General features: G+C 37.6%; 24 protein-coding genes and 2 other annotated features (1 of these 26 only partly in view). All 24 genes read left to right on the forward strand.

Going from position 1 to position 21,404, the window contains the following annotated elements:
* Positions 1 to 741, forward strand: partial view of a glycerol-3-phosphate transporter gene (glpT, locus tag NSQ14_RS00520; protein ID WP_041846759.1) — the 3' portion only. Its footprint begins 618 nt before the window's first position; 741 of the gene's 1,359 nt are visible here — the last part of the coding sequence; its start codon lies off the left edge, out of view; the stop codon is at positions 739 to 741.
* A gap of 581 nt (positions 742 to 1,322) precedes the next feature.
* Positions 1,323 to 1,784 carry a CtsR family transcriptional regulator gene (locus NSQ14_RS00525; RefSeq protein WP_034766951.1) on the forward strand — a complete coding sequence of 154 codons (462 nt, stop codon included), beginning with the start codon at positions 1,323 to 1,325 and terminating at the stop codon, positions 1,782 to 1,784.
* A 23-nt stretch (positions 1,785 to 1,807) separates the two neighbouring features.
* Positions 1,808 to 2,350, forward strand: coding sequence for a UvrB/UvrC motif-containing protein (locus tag NSQ14_RS00530; protein WP_034766953.1), 543 nt, complete (start codon positions 1,808 to 1,810; stop codon positions 2,348 to 2,350).
* 3 nt (positions 2,351 to 2,353) lie between these two features.
* Positions 2,354 to 3,424: a protein arginine kinase gene (locus NSQ14_RS00535; RefSeq protein ID WP_034766955.1), complete on the forward strand. Its 1,071-nt coding sequence runs from the start codon at positions 2,354 to 2,356 to the stop codon at positions 3,422 to 3,424.
* Positions 3,425 to 3,439: 15 nt separating this feature from the next.
* Positions 3,440 to 5,866: an ATP-dependent protease ATP-binding subunit ClpC gene (gene clpC / locus NSQ14_RS00540; protein WP_108897210.1), complete on the forward strand. Its 2,427-nt coding sequence runs from the start codon at positions 3,440 to 3,442 to the stop codon at positions 5,864 to 5,866.
* A gap of 148 nt (positions 5,867 to 6,014) precedes the next feature.
* A complete protein-coding gene (radA, locus tag NSQ14_RS00545) occupies positions 6,015 to 7,391 on the forward strand; it encodes a DNA repair protein RadA (protein WP_227091963.1) in 1,377 nt (458 codons plus the stop codon).
* 182 nt (positions 7,392 to 7,573) lie between these two features.
* Positions 7,574 to 8,659 carry a PIN/TRAM domain-containing protein gene (locus tag NSQ14_RS00550; protein WP_251246677.1) on the forward strand — a complete coding sequence of 362 codons (1,086 nt, stop codon included), beginning with the start codon at positions 7,574 to 7,576 and terminating at the stop codon, positions 8,657 to 8,659.
* A 219-nt stretch (positions 8,660 to 8,878) separates the two neighbouring features.
* Entirely contained in the window at positions 8,879 to 9,568 is a 690-nt protein-coding gene (gene ispD / locus NSQ14_RS00555; RefSeq protein ID WP_041846756.1) for a 2-C-methyl-D-erythritol 4-phosphate cytidylyltransferase, read from the forward strand.
* A 20-nt stretch (positions 9,569 to 9,588) separates the two neighbouring features.
* A complete protein-coding gene (gene ispF / locus NSQ14_RS00560) occupies positions 9,589 to 10,065 on the forward strand; it encodes a 2-C-methyl-D-erythritol 2,4-cyclodiphosphate synthase (protein ID WP_041847220.1) in 477 nt (158 codons plus the stop codon).
* A 103-nt stretch (positions 10,066 to 10,168) separates the two neighbouring features.
* On the forward strand, positions 10,169 to 11,623 hold the full coding sequence (gene gltX, locus NSQ14_RS00565) for a glutamate--tRNA ligase (RefSeq protein ID WP_041847221.1): 1,455 nt from the start codon (positions 10,169 to 10,171) through the stop codon (positions 11,621 to 11,623).
* Positions 11,624 to 11,668: 45 nt separating this feature from the next.
* Positions 11,669 to 11,914, forward strand: a binding site (T-box leader).
* Between the two features lie 73 nt (positions 11,915 to 11,987).
* Positions 11,988 to 12,686 carry a serine O-acetyltransferase gene (cysE, locus tag NSQ14_RS00570; RefSeq protein ID WP_034766972.1) on the forward strand — a complete coding sequence of 233 codons (699 nt, stop codon included), beginning with the start codon at positions 11,988 to 11,990 and terminating at the stop codon, positions 12,684 to 12,686.
* Positions 12,637 to 14,034, forward strand: coding sequence for a cysteine--tRNA ligase (gene cysS, locus NSQ14_RS00575; protein WP_034766974.1), 1,398 nt, complete (start codon positions 12,637 to 12,639; stop codon positions 14,032 to 14,034). The genes cysE and cysS overlap by 50 nt, the downstream gene beginning before the upstream one ends.
* Positions 14,035 to 14,037: 3 nt before the next feature.
* Positions 14,038 to 14,463: a Mini-ribonuclease 3 gene (locus tag NSQ14_RS00580; RefSeq protein ID WP_034766976.1), complete on the forward strand. Its 426-nt coding sequence runs from the start codon at positions 14,038 to 14,040 to the stop codon at positions 14,461 to 14,463.
* Positions 14,456 to 15,193 carry a 23S rRNA (guanosine(2251)-2'-O)-methyltransferase RlmB gene (rlmB, locus tag NSQ14_RS00585; protein ID WP_034766978.1) on the forward strand — a complete coding sequence of 246 codons (738 nt, stop codon included), beginning with the start codon at positions 14,456 to 14,458 and terminating at the stop codon, positions 15,191 to 15,193. The genes NSQ14_RS00580 and rlmB overlap by 8 nt, the downstream gene beginning before the upstream one ends.
* Before the next feature lie 5 nt (positions 15,194 to 15,198).
* Positions 15,199 to 15,705, forward strand: coding sequence for an NYN domain-containing protein (locus NSQ14_RS00590; protein WP_034766980.1), 507 nt, complete (start codon positions 15,199 to 15,201; stop codon positions 15,703 to 15,705).
* 63 nt (positions 15,706 to 15,768) lie between these two features.
* Complete coding sequence (gene sigH, locus NSQ14_RS00595) at positions 15,769 to 16,434, forward strand: RNA polymerase sporulation sigma factor SigH (protein ID WP_095141911.1); 666 nt, start codon at positions 15,769 to 15,771, stop codon at positions 16,432 to 16,434.
* A gap of 172 nt (positions 16,435 to 16,606) precedes the next feature.
* Positions 16,607 to 16,753 carry a 50S ribosomal protein L33 gene (gene rpmG, locus NSQ14_RS00600; RefSeq protein ID WP_072012620.1) on the forward strand — a complete coding sequence of 49 codons (147 nt, stop codon included), beginning with the start codon at positions 16,607 to 16,609 and terminating at the stop codon, positions 16,751 to 16,753.
* A 32-nt stretch (positions 16,754 to 16,785) separates the two neighbouring features.
* Positions 16,786 to 16,965: a preprotein translocase subunit SecE gene (gene secE, locus NSQ14_RS00605; protein WP_034766984.1), complete on the forward strand. Its 180-nt coding sequence runs from the start codon at positions 16,786 to 16,788 to the stop codon at positions 16,963 to 16,965.
* 367 nt (positions 16,966 to 17,332) lie between these two features.
* A complete protein-coding gene (nusG, locus tag NSQ14_RS00610) occupies positions 17,333 to 17,866 on the forward strand; it encodes a transcription termination/antitermination protein NusG (RefSeq protein ID WP_034766986.1) in 534 nt (177 codons plus the stop codon).
* Positions 17,867 to 18,033: 167 nt separating this feature from the next.
* Positions 18,034 to 18,459: a 50S ribosomal protein L11 gene (gene rplK, locus NSQ14_RS00615; RefSeq protein WP_034766988.1), complete on the forward strand. Its 426-nt coding sequence runs from the start codon at positions 18,034 to 18,036 to the stop codon at positions 18,457 to 18,459.
* A 107-nt stretch (positions 18,460 to 18,566) separates the two neighbouring features.
* Positions 18,567 to 19,256 (forward strand): 50S ribosomal protein L1, encoded by a 690-nt coding sequence (gene rplA, locus NSQ14_RS00620; RefSeq protein ID WP_034766990.1) that lies wholly within the window; start codon positions 18,567 to 18,569, stop codon positions 19,254 to 19,256.
* A 52-nt stretch (positions 19,257 to 19,308) separates the two neighbouring features.
* Positions 19,309 to 19,471, forward strand: a sequence feature (ribosomal protein L10 leader region).
* Between the two features lie 41 nt (positions 19,472 to 19,512).
* Positions 19,513 to 20,013 (forward strand): 50S ribosomal protein L10, encoded by a 501-nt coding sequence (gene rplJ, locus NSQ14_RS00625; protein ID WP_034766992.1) that lies wholly within the window; start codon positions 19,513 to 19,515, stop codon positions 20,011 to 20,013.
* A 122-nt stretch (positions 20,014 to 20,135) separates the two neighbouring features.
* A complete protein-coding gene (rplL, locus tag NSQ14_RS00630) occupies positions 20,136 to 20,501 on the forward strand; it encodes a 50S ribosomal protein L7/L12 (RefSeq protein WP_034767001.1) in 366 nt (121 codons plus the stop codon).
* A 121-nt stretch (positions 20,502 to 20,622) separates the two neighbouring features.
* Positions 20,623 to 21,234, forward strand: a complete 612-nt coding sequence (locus NSQ14_RS00635) for a class I SAM-dependent methyltransferase (protein ID WP_227139572.1) — start codon at positions 20,623 to 20,625, stop codon at positions 21,232 to 21,234.
* The last annotated feature ends 170 nt before the right edge of the window (positions 21,235 to 21,404 follow it).

The following is a 21,404-nucleotide window of genomic DNA, read 5'->3' on the forward strand; positions in this document are numbered from 1 at the left end:
GTTGCTATTATTTCGTATTTCTTAATTCGAGATACTCCTCAATCTGTTGGATTACCTCCAATTGAAGAATACCGAAATGATTATCCAACAAAAACGCGAGAAACATTTGAAAAGGAGCTGACAACGAAGGAGATCTTATTTAAATATGTATTAAACAATAAGTGGGTTTGGGCGATAGCATTTGCGAATATTTTTGTTTATTTTGTACGCTATGGCGTTCTTGACTGGGCACCGATGTACTTAAGTGAAGAAAAAGGTTTTGATATGGATAAATCTAGTATTGCCTACTTCTTATATGAATGGGCTGGTATTCCAGGTACGTTATTATGTGGTTGGATTTCAGATAAGGTATTTAAAGGGCGCCGTGGACCCGCAGGCTTTGTCTTTATTCTTGGAGTTTTAGTTGCTGTTCTTGTGTACTGGTTTAATCCAGCAGGAAAGCCGATTATTGATATGGCTTGTCTAATTGCAATAGGATTTTTAATTTACGGACCTGTTATGTTAATTGGTTTACAAGCACTTGATTTTGTACCTAAAAAAGCTGCAGGAACCGCTGCTGGTTTAACCGGATTATTCGGATACCTAGGTGGCACAGTAACTGCAAATGCTTTAATGGGTGTCCTTGTAGATGCAGCGGGATGGAACGCAGGTTTTATATTGTTAACGATATCATGTGTACTCGCAGCAGTTGTTTTTGCATTTACATGGAATGTTCGTGGACAGGAAATTGTTAAAAACTAATTATTAAATCAATTTAGAAATATCCCTGTTTTAAAAAAGTTAATTCAGGTTTCGATTTGGAGAGATCTTAAGAATAAAGGCATAAAAGGATCGCAGTATTTACCAATCAAGTTTATGCTTTCTTAAGATCTCTTTTGCCAATGACATTTACCAAAATCAGTTTTAAAAAAAGAATGAAACCATTTTTCATAATCTCAAACCTTAGAAAACGTCTCATGCTCTGAATAATTTCCCCGAAACCCCAAGAAATTGAAATAACTTTTACCCGGACTTTAAAAAGTCTTTCCCAAAAACTTATCGCTCAAAAAATGTGTTTAGCATTTTTCAAGGAATCATCGTGAAAGACAACTTTTCAATCAAATCATGTGCTATTTTATGTAAACAATGTTTAGAAGGTACTTTCAAAGGCAACAAATAAATTATAAATGAAAATGGTTATTTGGTTTGCGATTCATAATAAAAAAATATATAATAAATTAAAGTCAAATATAGTCAAAGTCAATAGTTAATAATATAATTGATTATAGGAACTTCTGTTGTTTTTGAAAATAATACAAAGAGGTTTTTGGAGGGAGGAAACCTTGAGAAATATTTCGGATATCATTGAGGAATATTTAAAGCAAATATTAGAGATGAGTGAAGAAGAAATATTAGAAATTAAACGCAGTGAGATTGCCAGTAAATTTCAATGTGTTCCTTCACAGATCAATTACGTTATTAATACAAGATTTACCCTTGAACGCGGCTATTTAGTTGAGAGTAAACGTGGCGGTGGCGGATATATTCGGATTATTAAAGTTAGACCGAATAGTAAGAAACACCTTATCGACCAATTGTTTGCGATCATTGGTAATCAAATTCCTCAATCTTCTGCTACAGATATCATAAATCGATTACGAAAAGAAGGAGTTATTAATGAACGTGAAGAAAAAATAATGTTAAGTGCACTGGATCGTTCAGTAATTTATTTAGACTTGCCCGAACGAGATTTAATAAGGGCAAGAATTTTAAAAGCAATGTTATTAACTCTAAAGTATGAATAATATCATAAGGCAGGGGAACTAAGTTGATATGTCAAGAGTGTCAAAAAAGGACTGCAACCTTGCATTTTACAAAGATTATTAATGGGGAAAAAACGGAAATACACCTTTGTGAACATTGTGCACAAGAAAAAGGTACAGAGTTTATGATTAGTGGTACTTCCGGATTTGCAATTAATAATTTATTAGCAGGATTATTCAATTTGAACTCGAATATAGAACAATTAAATCAAAATAATCCGATCCAATCCGGCGAAATTATTCAATGTGACAGATGTGGAATGACATTAAATCAAATTTTGAATATTGGACGTTTCGGATGTGCACATTGCTATAAAGCATTTCAAGAACAATTAAATCCACTTTTAAGAAGACTCCATGGAGGAAATTGGAAACATAATGGAAAAATCCCTCAACGTTCCGGTGGAGTCCTGAACATCCGGAAGAAAATTGATATCTTAAAAGAAACGTTACAAACCTTAGTTGCTAAGGAAGAATTTGAAAAAGCCGCTGAAGTAAGGGATGAAATTCGCCTTTATGAGAAACAATTGCAAGAGGGGGGCGAATAAACTATGTCAATCGAACGGTTTATAAATCAATCGATAAGTTCCTGGATGAATGCAGATGGTCCCCAGGCTGACATTATTTTGACTTCCAGAATTCGTCTGGCAAGAAATTTAAAAGATTACTTATTCCCAACCATTTTTACAAAAGAGGAAGCTGACAAAGTCCTAAAACAAGTTGAATCTGTTATTCCACTTTTAAATTTGCATCCGCTAAAAGATGCGGAATTGTTAAAAATGGAAGAACTTCAACCTTTACAGAAACAAGTGTTAGTGGAAAAACATTTAATTAGTCCAAGTTTAGCCGATCAGTCTATTACCGGTGCATGTCTGTTATCGCAAAATGAAGAAATTAGTATTATGATTAATGAAGAGGATCATATTCGAATACAATGTATTTTATCAGGATTGCAATTACAAGCAGCTCTTGATCTTGCTAATGCGGTTGATGACCAGCTTGAACAGCACTTGGATTATGCGTTTAATGAAGTGCGTGGTTATTTAACAAGTTGTCCGACAAATGTTGGAACAGGACTTCGGGCTTCTGTTATGCTGCATCTCCCCGGTTTGGTCATGACACAACAAATGAGACAGTTGATTCCATCTATTAATCAACTTGGTTTAGTTGTCCGGGGGATTTATGGAGAAGGGAGCGAGGCTTTAGGCAATATCTTCCAAATTTCCAATCAAATTACATTGGGAAAATCCGAACAGGATATTATCATAGACTTAAATGATGTGGTTCAACAGATTGTTAATCAGGAGCGTGCGGCCAGAGAAGCGATTATTAAAACATCCGGTGTTCAATTAGAAGATAAAATTTATCGTTCATTAGGGGTACTAATGAACAGCAGGATTATTGAAACAAAGGAAGCGGCTCAATGTCTGTCCGATGTGCGCCTTGGCATTGATATCGGATATATAAAAAATATCTCAAGGAATATTTTGAATGAGTTAATGATTCTTACACAACCCGGTTTTTTACAACTTTATGCAGGTGGAGGACTTAGGCCATTTGAGCGAGATGTAAGGAGGGCAACGATGATTCGTGAACGCCTCCAAATGGAAAATAACAACTGATAAGGAGGTAAATATATGCTATTTGGACGATTTACTGAAAGAGCACAAAAGGTATTGGCACTTTCCCAGGAAGAAGCCATCCGTTTAAAACATGTGAATGTAGGGACCGAACATATTTTGTTAGGATTAGTCCGGGAAGGTGAAGGGATTGCTGCTAAAGCTTTGTTTGGAATTGGATTAACTCCGGAAAAAATACAAAAAGAAGTGGAAAATTTAATTGGTGTTGGCAAAGAATTAACACAAACTCCCCAATATACGCCGAGAGCGAAAAAGGTTATTGAACTATCCATGGATGAAGCAAGAAAACTCGGGCATTCCTATGTCGGAACGGAACATATTCTTCTCGGGTTAATTAGAGAAGGAGAAGGTGTGGCTGCACGTGTACTTAGCAATCTTGGCGTAAGTTTAAATAAAGCACGGCAACAAGTTCTTCAGCTGTTAGGTAACAGTGATTCGGGTGCTTCTAATGGGAGTGTAACGAATGTAAACACACCAACTTTGGATAGTCTTGCCAGAGATTTAACACAAGTGGCAAGGGACGGCAATCTCGATCCTGTTATTGGTCGCAGTAAAGAAATTCAACGGGTTATTGAAGTATTAAGCCGTCGAACAAAAAACAACCCGGTCTTAATTGGTGAACCCGGTGTCGGAAAAACGGCGATTGCGGAAGGACTGGCACAACAAATTGTCAACAATGAGGTGCCGGAAATTTTACGTAATAAACGGGTAATGACCTTAGATATGGGGACCGTTGTTGCCGGAACGAAATATCGCGGAGAATTTGAGGATCGTCTCAAAAAAGTAATGGACGAAATTCGTCAGGCCGGAAATATTATTCTATTTATCGATGAATTGCATACGTTAATTGGCGCGGGTGGTGCTGAAGGTGCAATTGACGCATCCAATATTTTAAAACCTTCGTTGGCACGTGGTGAATTGCAGTGTATCGGTGCAACGACCCTTGATGAATATAGAAAATATATTGAAAAAGACGCAGCACTAGAACGAAGATTCCAACCGATCATGGTCGATGAGCCAACAGTAGAAGAATCTATTCAAATTTTACAAGGACTTCGTGACCGGTATGAGGCTCACCACCGGGTAGCGATTACCGACGACGCAATTGTAGCTGCTGTAACTCTTTCTGATCGATATATTTCCGACCGTTTTTTACCGGATAAGGCCATCGACGTCATTGATGAAGCCGGTTCAAAAGTTCGTCTCCGTAGCTTTACGACACCGCCAAACTTAAAAGAATTAGAAGTAAAGCTGGATGAAGTTCGGAAAGAAAAAGATGCGGCGGTTCAAAGTCAGGAATTTGAAAAAGCTGCATCATTAAGGGATATGGAACAAAGACTCCGTGAGCAACTTGAAGAAACAAAGAAAATATGGAAAGAAAAACAAGGAAAAGAGAACAGCCAAGTTACTGTTGAAGACGTCGCAAGCGTAGTGTCTAGCTGGACAGGGATTCCGGTATCAAAAATTGCAGAAACAGAGACAGAAAAATTATTGAAACTGGAAGAAATTCTTCATAATCGTGTCGTAGGCCAAACGGAGGCGGTTAAAGCTATTGCCAAAGCTGTACGAAGAGCAAGAGCCGGACTAAAGGATCCGAAGCGTCCAATCGGTTCATTTATTTTCTTAGGTCCTACCGGTGTTGGTAAGACCGAATTAGCAAGGGCTTTAGCTGAAGCAATGTTCGGTGACGAAGATGCAATGATTCGGATTGATATGAGTGAGTACATGGAGAAACACTCCACATCACGTCTTGTCGGCTCACCACCGGGATATGTCGGTTATGATGAAGGCGGTCAATTGACTGAAAAAGTAAGACGAAAACCCTACTCCGTTATTTTGCTGGATGAAATTGAAAAGGCACATCCGGATGTATTTAATATTTTATTACAAGTATTAGAAGATGGACGTCTTACCGATTCGAAAGGAAGAACGGTTGATTTCAGGAATACAATAGTAATCATGACTTCTAATATCGGAGTAGAGTCATTGAAAAGAAATAAGTATGTTGGATTCAGTGTCCAAGATGGAAATCAAGATTATAAAGACATGAAAGATCGTGTCATGGAAGAGTTAAAGCGGGCTTTCCGTCCGGAATTTTTGAACCGGGTTGATGAGATTATTGTATTCCACTCTCTTGAAAGGGAACATTTGAAAAAAATTGTTGACTTGCTTCTGGAATCATTAAAGAAACAATTAAAAGAGCAAGGTGTCGAATTAACATTAACAGATTCGGCTAAAGAAAAAATTACAGAAGTAGGCTATGATCCGGAATACGGGGCAAGACCTTTACGCCGTGCGATTCAAAAACATGTTGAAGATTTACTATCTGAGGAATTATTAAGAGGAACAGTGAAGCCCGGTCAACATGTTACTGTGGATGTTGAAGAGGATGAATTTAAAGTAAAAGCAAGTGTATACTCTTAATGAATATCAGTTGAAGGAATAAACATTAGGAGGCAACTTTTCTAAATACAACTTTAGTAGGTTGCCTCGTTTCCTTATATATGGGAAAATAAGGTAGAAAAATACAAAAATATAACAATGTTTTTATATTAAGGGGAAAATAATATAGATGGCTAAAGTGAAAACAAAATTTATTTGTCATTCTTGCGGCTATGAATCACCAAAATGGTTAGGGCGCTGTCCGAACTGTCAACAATGGAATACATTTGTTGAAGAGATTCAGGAAGTAACAGGCAATCGCCATGCCGGATTTTCTCATCATTCACCATTGACATCGGATCGAAAGGCGGTTCCTCTTACAACGGTTGAATCTAAAGAGGAAACGCGGGTTTTAACTAATTCAGTTGAATTGAATCGTGTTTTAGGCGGTGGGATTGTCAATGGCTCACTCGTGTTAATCGGTGGAGATCCCGGGATTGGGAAATCAACATTACTTTTACAAGTTTCCAACCAGTTGGCTACCAAAGGATTGAAAGTACTGTATATATCAGGTGAAGAATCTGTAAAACAAACAAAAATGCGTGCTGATCGTTTAGGAATAACAAGCGGCAATTTATACGTACTTTCGGAAACGGATATGTTGTTTATTGAACAAACAATTCAAGAAATCAAACCGGATTTTACAGTAATTGACTCCATCCAAACGATATACCACCCGGATGTGACCTCTGCTCCAGGTTCCGTTTCTCAAGTTAGGGAATGTACGAGTGGAATGATGAGAATAGCCAAAACAAGTGGGATTCCGATATTCATTGTGGGGCATGTAACGAAGGAGGGGGCTATTGCCGGTCCAAGAGTTTTAGAACATATGGTTGATACGGTTCTTTATTTTGAAGGGGAACGACATCATTCATTTCGAATTTTACGTGCGGTAAAAAACCGTTTTGGCTCTACAAATGAAATTGGTATATTTGAAATGAAAGAAGAGGGTTTAAATGATGTTGCCAATCCGTCAGAAGTTTTTTTAGAAGAACGCTCAATGGGTTCTTCGGGTTCAACCGTAGTTGCATCAATGGAAGGCACCAGACCGATTTTAGTTGAAGTCCAATCCTTAATTTCGCCATCAACATTTGGAAATCCTCGCAGAATGGCAACTGGAATCGATTATAATCGTGTTTCTTTACTCATGGCCGTTTTAGAAAAACGTGTTGGGATGTTATTGCAAAACCAAGACGCCTATTTGAAAGCAGCTGGTGGGGTAAAATTAGATGAACCGGCCATCGACTTAGCTATTGCTATTAGTATAGCTTCCAGTTTCAGGGACACACCGACACGGGCAACCGATTGTTTTATCGGTGAAGTCGGATTAACAGGTGAAATTAGAAGAGTATCACGAATCGAACAGAGGGTAAGGGAAGCAGCAAAGTTAGGATTTAAAAGAATAATAATTCCCCGGAACAATATAGGTGGCTGGGAAATTAACCAACCTATTCAAATTATTGGGGTAGCGACGATTAATGAAGCACTTCAAGCTGCATTCGATTAAGGAACGATCTGTTTTCTTAATATAAGGAACAATAAGTTGTTTCGGGTGCCCTTACATTTTTTGATAGATTCTGTTGGAAAATAACTATTTCATTCTGATTACATTTAAAAAATAAATCTGTTATATAACGTTTCAAAAATTAGTAATTGTTTATAATGTATATTATACGAGGAGGTGAGTTTATGCTTACACGTATTGTCCAAACTTGTTTCCTGTTTGTAGGAGGAACATTAGGTGTTCTGTTTTTACCGTTTTTATATCATCTGACAAACCTAGATCAGTTTGCACTTGTTGATAACCCTTTTGTATCTGCAATCCTAGGAGCTATTATCTTTTATCTTATCACTTTTTGGGCTGTTAAATATGTTGTGAATTTTATTAAGTGGGTCGAGGAATCATTAATAAAAGCGCCAATTTTGGATTTACTGTTCGGAACAATAGGATTAATACTCGGATTGGTTGTAGCGTTTTTGATTAGTTATGCCTTAAATGCTGTATTCTTACCTGTTCTTAATGAAATTGCCCCGATTATCTTGACTTTGCTTTTTGGCTATCTGGGTTTCCAAGTAGGTTTTAAAAAGCGGGATGAACTATTAAGTATTTTCCAAAATCGGGCAAATAAGAAAAAAGTAGCAGATGGTAATACCCAAAAAGGTAGTGGTCAATTAAAAATTTTAGATACTAGTGTCATTATTGACGGCCGAATTGCGGATATTTGTCAGACAGGTTTTTTGGAAGGGACCATTGTGATTCCCCAATTTGTTTTAGAAGAACTGCAACATATTGCTGATTCATCAGATGTTCTAAAGCGAAACCGCGGCAGAAGAGGGCTTGATATTTTAAATAAAATCCAAAAAGAGCTTCCCATTAAAGTGGAAATATATGAAGGGGATTTTGAAGATATCCAAGAGGTTGACAGCAAGCTGGTAAAATTGGCTAAATTAACAAATGGTACAGTGGTTACCAATGACTTTAATTTAAATAAAGTATGCGAGCTTCAACAAGTAAACGTGCTAAATATTAATGACTTGGCTAATGCGGTTAAACCGGTCGTTCTTCCGGGTGAAGAAATGATTGTTCAAGTAATTAAAGACGGGAAGGAACACAACCAAGGAATTGCCTATCTTGATGACGGAACGATGATTGTTGTTGAAGAAGGACGTAATCATATAGGTAAAACAATTAATGTTCTCGTAACAAGTGTATTGCAAACATCTGCGGGTCGAATGATATTTGCCAAGCCCAAATTATTAGAGAAAGCATTATAGATTAATGAAAGGAGGATCCAATTTGAATTATGATCCTCCTTATTTTATTATATTAAGAAAAGGCTGGTTTAAAATTTTGTTGCTATTGGATGCAGAAGCGGATACATAAAACTTGAAATCGTTCCTGAGGTTAGAAGTGATTAAAAGTTATTTTTCAATCAAAATGCAACAATCTTACAGAAAAGAGTCAAAATATAGAGGATCAGGGGAAGTATACGAATGGAATATCATGTTGTCATCCCGGCAGCAGGTACGGGGAAACGAATGGGTATGGAAAAAAACAAATTGCTTGTTCATATTGATGAAATACCGGTACTTGTACATACCTTGAAAATTTTTGAAAAGGACAATTGGTGTAAATCCATTACACTCGTTATTCATAAACAGGATCGAAAAGAAATAAGGGACTTGGTTGAGCAATTTCAATTAAGAAAAATTGCGGCTATGGTAGAAGGAGGCAGTGAACGGCAACAGAGCGTATATAAAGGATTGCAACAGCTGCAAAATGAATGCATTGTGCTTATACATGACGGGGCAAGACCGTTTGTAAAGCAAAAATATCTTCATCAACTGGTTGAAAAGGCAAATCACTACGGGGGAGCGGTGTTGGCTGTTCCGGTAAAAGATACAATCAAAAAAGTGAGGAACCGTATTGTTGAGGAAACGATTGATCGTTCAACATTATGGTCGATCCAAACGCCTCAAGCATTTCAACTCCATTTAATCATGAATGCCCATAAAAAGGCTGAAGAAGATGGATATATAGGGACAGATGATGCTAGTTTGTTAGAAAGATTTGGAGGAAAAGTTGTTGTCGTTGAAGGAGATTATGAAAATTTTAAAATAACCACACCGGAGGATTTAATTTTTGCCAATGCAATTATTCAAAGACAAAAAGGGAATGAATAACAGGAAAAGGAGAGATTGGCTTGTTGCGTGTTGGACAAGGATATGATGTTCACCAGTTAGTTGCAGGACGTCCGTTAATTATTGGCGGGGTACATATCCCGTATGAAAAAGGGCTTTTGGGGCATTCAGATGCGGATGTTTTATTACATGCAGTGACAGATGCGTGTTTAGGAGCGGTTGGTTTAGGTGATATCGGCAGTTATTTCCCGGACAATGATGATGCTTATAAAAATGCAGACTCCGCTGTTTTATTGAAAAATGTTTGGGAAATGATTAAAGATAAAGGTTACCAACTGGTAAATATTGATGCCACTATTATTGCACAAAAGCCGAAAATGGCACCCTATATTGAATTAATGAAAACAAATATCGCCTCTATTCTGGAAGCTGAACGAGAACAAATAAATGTTAAAGCAACAACTACGGAAAAGCTCGGATTTACAGGAAGAGAGGAAGGGATTGCCTCATTGGCTGTCGTTTTGTTAGAAAAGGTTTAAAATAATTCAAGTTAAGATGATAACAAATCTCTGTTTTTGTTGTAAAATAAGTAAAGTTAACGATAGTAAAATCGTATTGATAAATAATTGGAGGTAAATTTAAATGAGCGACATACGCGTTCGATATGCACCGAGCCCAACCGGTCATTTACATATCGGAAATGCAAGAACGGCACTTTTTAATTATTTATTTGCCCGTAATCAAAAGGGTCAATTTATTATTCGGATAGAGGATACGGACCAAAAGCGGAATATTGTCGGCGGGGAAGAAAGTCAGCTAAAATATTTAAAATGGCTTGGTATGGACTGGGATGAAAGTGTTGATGTCGGTGGTGAATATGGACCGTATCGGCAATCAGAACGACTCGACATTTATAAAAAATATTATGAGGATTTACTGGAAAAAGGATTAGCCTATAAGTGTTATTGCACGGAAGAAGAATTAGAAAAAGAACGGGAAGAACAAATTGCCCGTGGAGAAGCACCGCGTTATTCCGGTAAATGCCGTCATTTAACAAAAGAAGATCAGGCTAGACTTGAAGCGGAGGGACGAAAACCAAGTATTCGTTTCCGTGTCCCGGAAGGAAAAGTTTATCGCTTCAATGATATCGTCAAGGGGGAAGTTTCCTTTGCGTCTGAAGATATCGGGGATTTTGTCATTGTCAAAAAAGACGGGATGCCGTTATACAATTTTGCTGTGGCTATTGATGATCATTTAATGAAAATCAGTCATGTTCTTCGCGGTGACGATCATATTTCCAATACACCGAAACAATTAATGATTTATGAAGCGTTTGGATGGGAACCTCCAACTTTTGGACATATGACATTGATTGTTAATGAAAATCATAAAAAATTGAGTAAACGGGATGAATCGATTATTCAATTTATCGAACAATACGAAGCGCTCGGCTATTTACCGGAAGCATTATTTAATTTTATTGCATTATTAGGCTGGTCACCGGTTGGAGAAGAGGAAATTTTCTCCAAGGAAGAGTTAATCGAGATATTCGACCCGGCTCGCCTCTCCAAATCACCTGCTGTTTTTGACAGACAAAAATTGATTTGGATGAATAACCAATACATGAAAAAACTTCCGGTTGAAAAAGTTGTACAATTGGCATTGCCACATTTAGTGAACGCAGGACGTGTTCCTGAAAATCCAAGCCCCGAACAATTGGAAATGGTGAATAAACTGGTTGCTCTTTATCAAGAACAAATGAGTTATGGGGCGGAGATTGTTTCATTGTCCGAGCTTTTCTTCAAAGAGGAAATCAGCTATGATGAAACTGGAAAAGCAATCTTAAGTGAAGAACAAGTACCTGAAGTATTACGGGCATTTTTACAAGAACTGGAGGATTTAGAGCCATTCGAAGCTGCGGAAATTAAAGCTGCAATCAAACGGGTTCAAAAAGCGACCGGTCAAAAAGGTAAAAAATTGTTTATGCCAATCCGTGTTGCTGTTACAGGTCAAGAACATGGACCGGAACTACCGAATACAATCGAGTTATTAGGCAAAGAAACAGTAAAAAAACGGATCCAAAACATTTTAAGTTAACTTTTTTATAAAAATGTAATATAGTAAATGTACAAAGAGAATAAAATGAAAGCTGTGACGGGGAGAAGTAAATAATGATACTTTTTCAGAGAGGATCACATAAGCTGAGAGTGGTCTAAAGTTATGGTTATTGAAATGCACCCCGGAGTCCTTTGTTGAAACAATCATTGGAGTAGGTAAAGGCGGCATCCTACCGTTATTAGGACAGAGTTGGGACCATAAACCTTCATTTGCTGTTTCTATAAAATTGGTCCAAACAGAGTGGAACCGCGCAAAATTAGCGTCTCTGTCCTTGTGACAGGGGCGTTTTTAATTTTTAGAAAAGCAAAAAGGGAGAGAGATTCTAGCCAAAGAGGGTGAGATGATGTTTAAAAGGATGAAAGAAGATATTGAAGTTGTTTTTGATCAGGACCCTGCAGCCAGGAGTTATGTGGAAGTAATTTTGACCTACTCAGGATTACATGCCATTTGGTTCCATCGGATTGCTCATTGGTTTTTTAAGAAAAAATTATTTTTTGTGGCTAGATTTATTTCACAATTCAGCCGGTTTTTGACCGGTATTGAAATCCACCCGGGAGCAAAAATCGGTCGACGCCTTTTCATCGATCATGGGATGGGTGTAGTTATTGGGGAAACTTGCGAAATTGGCGATAATGTAACCATTTATCAAGGTGTAACACTTGGAGGGACAGGTAAAGAAAAAGGGAAAAGACACCCGACATTGAAAGATAATGTGCTGGTTGCTACCGGTGCGAAAGTGCTCGGCTCAATCACCATTGGCGAAAATTCAAAAATTGGTGCCGGTTCGGTCGTATTAAAAGATGTTCCTCCGAACGCAACTGTGGTAGGAATTCCCGGGCATGTAGTTGTTCAAGATGGTGTGAAAATAAAGAAAGATCTGAATCATACGGACTTGCCTGATCCGATAGCCGACATTTGCAAATCGATGCAACAACAAATAAATGAACTCAAAGATGAAATCGAACGGCTAAAGAAGGAAAGGAGTTTAGAAGATGTCCATTCGAATTTACAATACATTGACGCAGAAAAAAGAAGTGTTTAAACCGATAGAAGAAGGAAAAGTAAAGATGTATGTGTGCGGGCCGACCGTTTATAATTATATTCATATCGGCAATGCACGGCCCGCGATCGTTTTTGATACGGTACGTCGCTATTTAGAGTTTCGTGGTTATGAAGTGAAGTATGTATCGAATTTTACCGATGTGGATGATCGAATTATCAAAGCAGCGAACGAAAATAATGAAGATGTGTTTTCTTTGGCCGACCGGTTTATCCGGGCTTATTTTGAAGATATCGCTGCTCTCGGATGCCTCAAGGCTGCACATCATCCGCGGGTTACTGAAAATATGGATATTATCATCCATTTTATTAAAGGCCTCATTGATAAAGATTTTGCTTATGAATCGGATGGGGATGTGTATTTTCGGACGAAGAAATTCCAAGAATACGGAAAGTTATCTCATCAATCAATTGATGATTTACGACTTGGTGCAAGAATTGAAGTAGGCGAGAAAAAACAGGACCCGCTGGATTTTGCTCTTTGGAAAGCGGCAAAACCCGGTGAAGTATACTGGGAAAGTCCATGGGGAAAAGGCCGACCGGGTTGGCATATTGAATGCTCGGCAATGGCAAGGGAATATCTCGGTGATACGATTGATATTCATGCCGGGGGGCAGGATTTGACATTTCCACACCATGAAAATGAAATCGCTCAATCGGAAAGTTTAACGGGAAAACCTTTTGCAAATTATTGGATGCATAATGGCTATATTAATATTGATAACGAAAAAATGTCCAAATCGTTAGGAAACTTTGTGCTTGTTCATGACATTATTACGCAGCATGACCCGAATGTATTACGCTTTTTTATGCTGTCGGTTCATTACCGGCATCCGATTAATTACAGTGAAGAATTATTGAACAACGCAAAATCAGCATTGGAACGCTTACAAACGTCGTACCAAAACTTAAAACATCGCTTGGAGGCGAGTACAAACTTAGTAGAAGATGACCAAAAATGGCTCGATCAAATTGCAAACTTCCATAATCAATTTATTGAGGAAATGGATGATGACTTTAATACAGCCAATGCAATATCGGTTCTGTTTGAGGTATCCAAGTTGGCAAATTATTATTTGATGGAAAAAAATACATCGCCAGTTGTGATTCGTAAATTTTTAGAGACATTTGAACAATTTTTTAATGTTTTAGGATTGGAACTGACCAAAGACCAATTACTGGATGAGGAAATTGAACAATTGATTACAAAAAGAAATGAAGCGAGAAAAAATCGTGATTTTCATACAGCCGATCAAATTCGTGACCAATTAAAAGAGATGAACATCGTTTTGGAAGATACCCCTCAAGGAACGCGTTGGAAAAGGAGTTAACGTATGCTGATAAGTGATTATGTTCGAGACCCAAAAAGCTTAAATAGTCTTGCCCTTGCCTACATGGGTGACGCCGTCTATGAAGTATATGTCAGGCGTCACTTATTAAAAAAAGGGGAAGTAAAACCGAATATCTTACAGAAAAAAGCGATTCAATATGTATCGGCAAAAGCACAAAACTTTATTATCCATGCTTTTATTAACGATGAATATCTGACTGAAGAGGAATTGGCCGTTGTCAAAAGAGGAAGAAATGCGAAAAGTCATACAACCCCTAAAAATACGGATGTTCAAACCTATCGTTATAGCACTGCCTTTGAAGCATTGCTTGGGTATCATTTTCTCTCGCAAAACTTCCTTCGTTTGGAGGAATTAATCCAGCAAGCTTTTATGAAAGTAGAAGAAAGAATAGGTGATCAACATGGATGATTTTATTATTGGAAAAAATCCTGTTTTGGAGGCAATCAAGGCAAAGCGGGATATAAATAAAATATGGATAGGCGAAGGTTCCCAAAAAGGGGCGATGCAACCAATTATTAAAGCGGCAAAGGAAAATCAATTAATTATTCAGTTTGTACCTAGAAGAAAGCTTGATGAAATGGTGGACGGCAACCATCAAGGAGTAGTTGCTCAAGTTGCCGCTTATCAATATTATGAACTTGATGAACTGTTCAGAAGGGCAGAAGAGCAAAATGAACCCCCTTTTTTCCTCATCTTGGATGAAATTGAAGATCCGCATAATTTGGGCTCCATTATGCGTACGGCAGATGCCTGCGGGGTCCATGGCATCATTATTCCAAAACGAAGATCAGTTGGTTTGACAGCAACTGTGGCAAAGGCTTCGACCGGAGCAATTGAGCATATTCCTGTTGTAAGAGTAACAAATATTACCCGGATCATAGATGAACTGAAAGAAAAAGGAGTATGGATTGCCGGAACAGATGCCAAAGGAGACATGGATTACCGGGATGTTGATGGAGTCTTGCCGATTGCCCTTATCATCGGCAGTGAAGGAAAAGGGATCAGCCGATTACATAAAGAAAAATGTGATTTTCTTCTGCAATTACCAATGAGAGGTCATGTCACTTCCTTGAATGCATCGGTAGCAGCGGCACTGCTAATGTATGAAATTTATCGAAAACGTAGTCCGTTAAGGTAAAACCCATGGATATTCTTATTGTTGATGGATATAACATGATCGGAGCATGGCCAGAATTGCAGAAATTAAAGAATAAAGATTTAGCAGCTGCAAGGGATTTACTAATTGAAAAAATGGCTGAATACCAAGGGTTTACCGGAGTCAAAGTCATCATTGTTTTTGATGCCTATATTGTAAAAGGCTTAGAACGGAAATATAGAAATTTTAATATCGAGATTATTTTTACTAAGGAAAAGGAAACGGCAGACGAAAGAATTGAAAAATTGGCTAATCAGTTGGTTAACCGTACAACAAAAGTATTTGTCGCGACATCTGATTATGCTGAGCAAGGGCAAATTTTTGGCAAGGGAGCATTTCGTAAATCTGCCCGGGAATTGTATAATGAAATTAAAGAAATAGAAAAAAAGATTTCAAAAAATGTGGATGAAATTAAGCATGAACGGCCAATTTCCAAAATACCTTTAACGAAGGAAGTGCTTGATTTTTTTGAAAGATTCAGAAGAGGCGAATGAATGATGTTGACGCTATAAAAATTGCTAATGTATAATGTACCTAACAACTGAGTGGCCGGGGTGATGTTCTTGAGGGAAAAGGGTAAAATATACGGTAATCTTCAGTTTGGCAATATGGATGATGAGCAACTCGTTGAAATGGTTCACAAAGGAGATAGTGAGGCACTTGATTATTTAATCCATAAATATCGTCAGTTCGTCCGAGCCAAAGCAAGATCGTATTTTTTAATTGGTGCTGACCGTGAAGACATTGTTCAGGAAGGTATGATCGGATTATTTAAGGCCATCCGGGATTATAAAGATGATAAGTCGTCGTCTTTTAAAGCGTTTGCGGAATTGTGCATTACAAGGCAAATTATTACGGCAATTAAAACGGCAACGCGGCAAAAGCATATTCCCCTCAATTCTTATGTATCATTGGACAAGCCTGTCTATGACGAAGAATCAGATCGGACTTTAATGGATATGTTGACAGAAACAAAATCATTGGATCCGGAAGAGCTAATTATTAATCAGGAAGAATTTGATCATATTGAAATAAAAATGGCAGAGTTGTTAAGTGACTTGGAGCGGGAAGTTTTAGCATTATATTTGGACGGGCAATCCTATCAGGAAATTTCCGGAGAGTTGAATCGACATGTCAAGTCAATTGATAATGCTTTACAAAGAGTGAAACGGAAACTGGAAAAATACTTAGAATCCAGGGAAACGCCGATGAAGGGTTTCTAATTTTATAGAATAAGAATAAAACATCCGGGTCAATAACTTTGGACTAGTTTTATTGTTCAGTCCACAAGAAAAACCGCGACAGGACATTCAAGAGACATTGACATAATAACCGGTTACATGTTAAAGTTTGAAAGATAGAGTAGTTTAGATTAAAGATTGATGGTGTGTGTAGATGCCTAAAAAAATAGTATTAGCATGTTCGGTATGTGGGTGTAGGAATTACCGGACGACGGAAACAAATGATAGCAAAGACGAACGTCTGGAGTTAAAAAAATATTGTCCAAAATGCCAAACACATACAGTTCATAGACAAGCATAAACCTAGTAATTTCCCAATTTTGGAGGTTTGACATGCAAAGGATCAGCAAGTTTTTCCATAATGTTATCGTAGAAATGCGTAAAGTTCGATGGCCGCACCGGAAAGAATTGACCAAGTATACGATTACTGTAATTACAACACTTATCTTTTTTACAATTTTTTTCACTTTAGTAGATCTAGGTTTAACACAAATTATTGAGTTATTACCTTAATAAGTGAATAACATGTTCATCCTTTGTTATAATGGTAATGAACAGTGTAAAACCCGGTTGTCGGGTTTTTTCATTATACGTTAGTAAAGTATAAATTTCCAGCTAGGATGAGAATTCGCTTGTGGCGGGAAATTTTAAGTTTTCAATATAAGTGCACAAGGAATGCTGTGTAGAGCAAGGAAGGCTTCGAAAGCATAGGCTCCGCAGTTGAAAGAACAATGACTTTTCCAACGAATAAATCGTAGCCGAAAAATTATATTTTTTTCGGTGATCGACGAGTCACGAGTCGTTCATAAAGGCTCGGACGCTTAAGTTTTCTTTATCTTATATTTTGATTTAGGGAGGGAAGGACATATAGTCCTCTTCAATGGAAAAAAATTGGTATGTTGTTCATACGTATTCAGGGTATGAAAATAAAGTGAAGGCAAATTTGGAAAAACGGGTTGAAACGATGGGGATGGAAGATAAAATCTTTCGTGTGATCGTCCCGGAAGAAGAAGAGACAGAAATAAAAAACGGAAAATCCAAAGTCGTAAAGAAAAAAGTATTTCCGGGTTATGTGTTAGTGGAACTGATCATGACAGATGATTCCTGGTATGTTGTCCGTAATACTCCTGGAGTAACAGGCTTTGTTGGTTCAACCGGTTCCGGCTCAAAACCGATACCGTTATTACCGGAAGAGGTTAGCGCACTTTTAAAACGGATGGGTATTGAAGAAAAACGTATTGAGGTTGATCTGGAAGTAGGGGACACTGTAAAAGTAATTGAAGGGCCATTTGCCAACTTTACAGCTTCTGTTGAAGATATCGACCGTGCTAAGGCAAAAATCAAAGTACTAGTGAATATGTTTGGCCGGGATACGCCGGTAGAATTAGACTTTTCACAAATTGAAAAAATATAATAACGAATAGCTTGAAAAATGTCTTGAAATTTGATACTATTTTTAAGTCGGTATGTCTCTTTATTGAGATTGACAGTGTTTTAGTGCTGTTGTAAGATATATGCTATTGAATGAGTGGGAGGGCATAGACCCATTTACCACATCACGGACTTAAGGAGGTGTGTCTCGTGGCAAAAAAAGTCATCAAAGTAGTGAAACTGCAAATTCCAGCAGGTAAAGCAAATCCTGCGCCACCAGTCGGTCCTGCATTAGGTCAAGCTGGCGTTAACATAATGGGATTTTGTAAAGAATTCAACGCTCGTACAGCTGATCAAGCTGGTTTGATTATACCGGTAGAAATTACAGTCTTTGAAGACCGTTCGTTTACTTTTATTACGAAAACACCACCTGCTGCTGTACTTCTCAAAAAAGCAGCTGGTATTGAATCTGGTTCCGGTGAACCAAACAGTAAAAAAGTTGCGACAGTTAAACGTGATAAAGTGCGTGAAATTGCTGAAACAAAAATGCCTGACTTAAATGCAGCAAGTGTTGAAGCAGCCATGAAAATGGTTGAAGGTACTGCACGCAGCATGGGTATTGTGATTGAAGATTAATTGTTTCATGAAGAGTATGGGGTTGCGGCAACAGTGTTTATTTTCAAGTCGCAACCTCTATTCGTGGGAGGTCCCAACCGTTAAAACCACAGTTAAGGAGGATTATTATGGCTAAAAGAGGTAAAAAATATATTGAAGCTGTAAAGCTGATTGATCGTTCAAAAGCATATGATGCAAAAGAAGCAATTGAACTATTGAAAAAAACAAGTTATGTAAAATTTGACGCATCGGTAGAAGTTGCATTTCGCTTAGGCATTGACCCTAGAAAAAATGACCAACAAATCCGTGGAGCAGTTGTTCTTCCAAACGGAACCGGTAAAACGCAACGTGTGCTAGTTTTTGCGAAAGGTGATAAGGCAAAAGAAGCAGAAGCTGCCGGAGCTGACTATGTAGGTGATGCAGATTATATTAATAAAATTCAACAAGGTTGGTTTGAATTTGATGTAATCGTCGCAACACCTGATATGATGGCAGAAGTTGGGAAATTGGGTCGTGTGTTAGGTCCGAAAGGCTTAATGCCAAACCCGAAGACAGGTACGGTTACATTTGATGTTACACGTGCTGTAAATGAAATTAAAGCAGGGAAAGTTGAATATCGTGCAGATAAAGCAGGAAATGTCCATGTTCCAATTGGAAAAATTTCCTTTGACAATGATAAACTTCTCGAAAACTTAGCTACTATTGTTGAAACAATTAATAAAGCGAAACCTGCTGCCGCAAAAGGCACTTATATAAAAAATGTAACAATCAGTTCAACAATGGGACCTGGAATTAAACTTGACCCAACAACTGTTTAAAAATGACAGTTGACTGATAAAGCATATATATGTTATGATTTTTTTCGTAAATGAAATAAAAGCATTTATACCGTAGACAGTAGGTGCTCCTCAAGAGCTTAATTTCCTACCGAGGTAATAAACATAGATCGTATGATTACCAGGATTTCGAATGTCGAAAAGACTGGCTATGTAAACCTCCTTGTCTACCGGCAAGGAGGTTTTTTGGTAGACAGGCCGGTATAGATGTGATAATCATCAACTGGGAGGTGTAGGTATGTCTAGTGCTGTTGAACAAAAGAAACAGTTAGTGGAAGAAATTGCTGAAAAACTAAAAAACAGTGTTTCAACCATTGTTGTTGACTATCGCGGATTGAATGTTGCTGAGGTAACAGAACTGCGGAAACAACTTCGTGAAGCAGGGGTTGAATTTAAAGTTTATAAAAACTCTTTAACCCGCAGAGCTGCTGAAGCTGTTGATTTAAACGGTTTAACTGAAGTTTTAACAGGTCCGAATGCCATTGCGTTCAGTAATGAAGACGTTGTGGCTCCTGCAAAAATTTTAAATAACTTTGCAAAAGAACATGAAGCATTAGAAATGAAAGCAGGCGTTATTGAAGGAAAAGTATCTTCGGTTGAGGAAATTAAAGCTCTTGCTGAACTTCCTTCAAGAGAAGGTTTACTCTCTATGTTGCTTAGCGTTCTTCAAGCTCCAATCCGCAACTTTGCGCTTGTTACAAAGGCAGTTGCTGATCAAAAAGAAGAACAAAGTGCATAATTCAATAAAGATTGCATGATTTAAACTTTTTAATGTTTCTTAATGCAAGAGATTAGGGTTCGTTCGGTTTAAAAACATTCGATTATTTAATATGAAAATTATCAAATTAGGAGGAAAAACTGATGACGAAAGAACAAATTATTGAAGCTGTAAAAAATATGTCAGTTTTAGAATTAAACGATTTAGTAAAAGCAATTGAAGAAGAGTTTGGTGTAACTGCTGCTGCTCCTGTAGCTGTAGTTGGCGGAGCTGCTCCTGGAGCTGCTGGTGATGAAAAAACTGAATTTGATGTTGTTTTAACTGAAGCCGGTGCTCAAAAAATTAAAGTTATTAAAGTGGTTCGTGAAATCACAGGTCTTGGACTTAAAGAAGCAAAAGATCTTGTTGACAACACACCAAAACCAGTTAAAGAAGGTGCTTCTAAAGAAGAAGCAGAAGAAATTAAAGCAAAACTTGAAGAAGTTGGAGCAGGCGTTGAAGTTAAATAATTTACTTGAGCAAGTTCATCTCGGATTGATTATATAAAATAAAAAAAGCTCGCTGACAATAGCGAGCTTTTTTCACAAAACTTTCCCCCTTCCTACCTAGAACTGAATTGAGGTGATGATCATGGTTGATCATTATTATTCCCATAAACCAGATGTAGCCAGTGATCCGAAATATTGGTCTTGTCAGCTAAAAGGATACCTGTTTCGCTTTAAAACGGACCGTGGTGTGTTTTCGAAAAATGAGGTAGACTATGGATCAAAATTGCTTATCGACACATTTATACCCCCGGATGTTGATGGAACCATACTTGATGTTGGATGCGGTTATGGTCCAATCGGTTTGGCGCTCGCACGTTCCTATCCAAACAGACAAATACATATGATAGATATTAATGAGAGAGCCATTCGGCTGGCGAAAGAAAATGCGGAACAAAATCACATTGATAATGTAAACATTTTTGAAAGTGATGTTTTTGAAAATGTGATTGAGCATAACTATGCAGCAATCGTAACTAACCCTCCAATCCGTGCCGGTAAAAAAGTAGTGATAGAAATCATAGAAAAAAGCTATCAGCATTTATGCGATGGCGGTGAATTTTGGGTTGTTATCCAAAAGAAGCAGGGCGCCCCATCGGCAAAAAAAGTGATGGAAGAAATATATGATGAGGTGAAAATTGCAAAACGGGATAAAGGATATTATATTTTAAAGGCAAAAAAATTTGACTCTGATTAATGCATATGTTAATATAATTTAATGCCAATATGTATTTACCTATATAACCAATTTTTCCATAATTATTCGTATATTTTTATGGAAAAATGGGGAAAATAGTATAAATAAGACTAGATTTTTTGTGGTTTTCAAAGGAAACCCTTTTTTCTTTTTACAATAACTTAGTAAGA

The organism is Caldifermentibacillus hisashii (assembly GCF_039654145.1).
In the GTDB taxonomy this organism is placed as follows: domain Bacteria; phylum Bacillota; class Bacilli; order Bacillales; family Caldibacillaceae; genus Caldifermentibacillus; species Caldifermentibacillus hisashii.

Bases quoted from the DNA above. Each gene is read 5' to 3' on its own strand.
- NSQ14_RS00535 (WP_034766955.1), top strand. From the start codon at position 2,354: ATGTCAATCGAACGGTTTATAAATCAATCGATAAGTTCCTGGATGAAT.
- clpC (WP_108897210.1), top strand. From the start codon at position 3,440: ATGCTATTTGGACGATTTACTGAAAGAGCACAAAAGGTATTGGCACTT.
- radA (WP_227091963.1), top strand. From the start codon at position 6,015: ATGGCTAAAGTGAAAACAAAATTTATTTGTCATTCTTGCGGCTATGAA.
- NSQ14_RS00550 (WP_251246677.1), top strand. From the start codon at position 7,574: ATGCTTACACGTATTGTCCAAACTTGTTTCCTGTTTGTAGGAGGAACA.
- ispD (WP_041846756.1), top strand. From the start codon at position 8,879: ATGGAATATCATGTTGTCATCCCGGCAGCAGGTACGGGGAAACGAATG.
- gltX (WP_041847221.1), top strand. From the start codon at position 10,169: ATGAGCGACATACGCGTTCGATATGCACCGAGCCCAACCGGTCATTTA.
- cysE (WP_034766972.1), top strand. From the start codon at position 11,988: ATGTTTAAAAGGATGAAAGAAGATATTGAAGTTGTTTTTGATCAGGAC.
- cysS (WP_034766974.1), top strand. From the start codon at position 12,637: ATGTCCATTCGAATTTACAATACATTGACGCAGAAAAAAGAAGTGTTT.
- NSQ14_RS00580 (WP_034766976.1), top strand. From the start codon at position 14,038: ATGCTGATAAGTGATTATGTTCGAGACCCAAAAAGCTTAAATAGTCTT.
- rlmB (WP_034766978.1), top strand. From the start codon at position 14,456: ATGGATGATTTTATTATTGGAAAAAATCCTGTTTTGGAGGCAATCAAG.
- NSQ14_RS00590 (WP_034766980.1), top strand. From the start codon at position 15,199: ATGGATATTCTTATTGTTGATGGATATAACATGATCGGAGCATGGCCA.
- sigH (WP_095141911.1), top strand. From the start codon at position 15,769: ATGTTCTTGAGGGAAAAGGGTAAAATATACGGTAATCTTCAGTTTGGC.
- rpmG (WP_072012620.1), top strand. From the start codon at position 16,607: ATGCCTAAAAAAATAGTATTAGCATGTTCGGTATGTGGGTGTAGGAAT.
- secE (WP_034766984.1), top strand. From the start codon at position 16,786: ATGCAAAGGATCAGCAAGTTTTTCCATAATGTTATCGTAGAAATGCGT.
- nusG (WP_034766986.1), top strand. From the start codon at position 17,333: ATGGAAAAAAATTGGTATGTTGTTCATACGTATTCAGGGTATGAAAAT.
- rplA (WP_034766990.1), top strand. From the start codon at position 18,567: ATGGCTAAAAGAGGTAAAAAATATATTGAAGCTGTAAAGCTGATTGAT.
- rplJ (WP_034766992.1), top strand. From the start codon at position 19,513: ATGTCTAGTGCTGTTGAACAAAAGAAACAGTTAGTGGAAGAAATTGCT.
- rplL (WP_034767001.1), top strand. From the start codon at position 20,136: ATGACGAAAGAACAAATTATTGAAGCTGTAAAAAATATGTCAGTTTTA.
- NSQ14_RS00635 (WP_227139572.1), top strand. From the start codon at position 20,623: ATGGTTGATCATTATTATTCCCATAAACCAGATGTAGCCAGTGATCCG.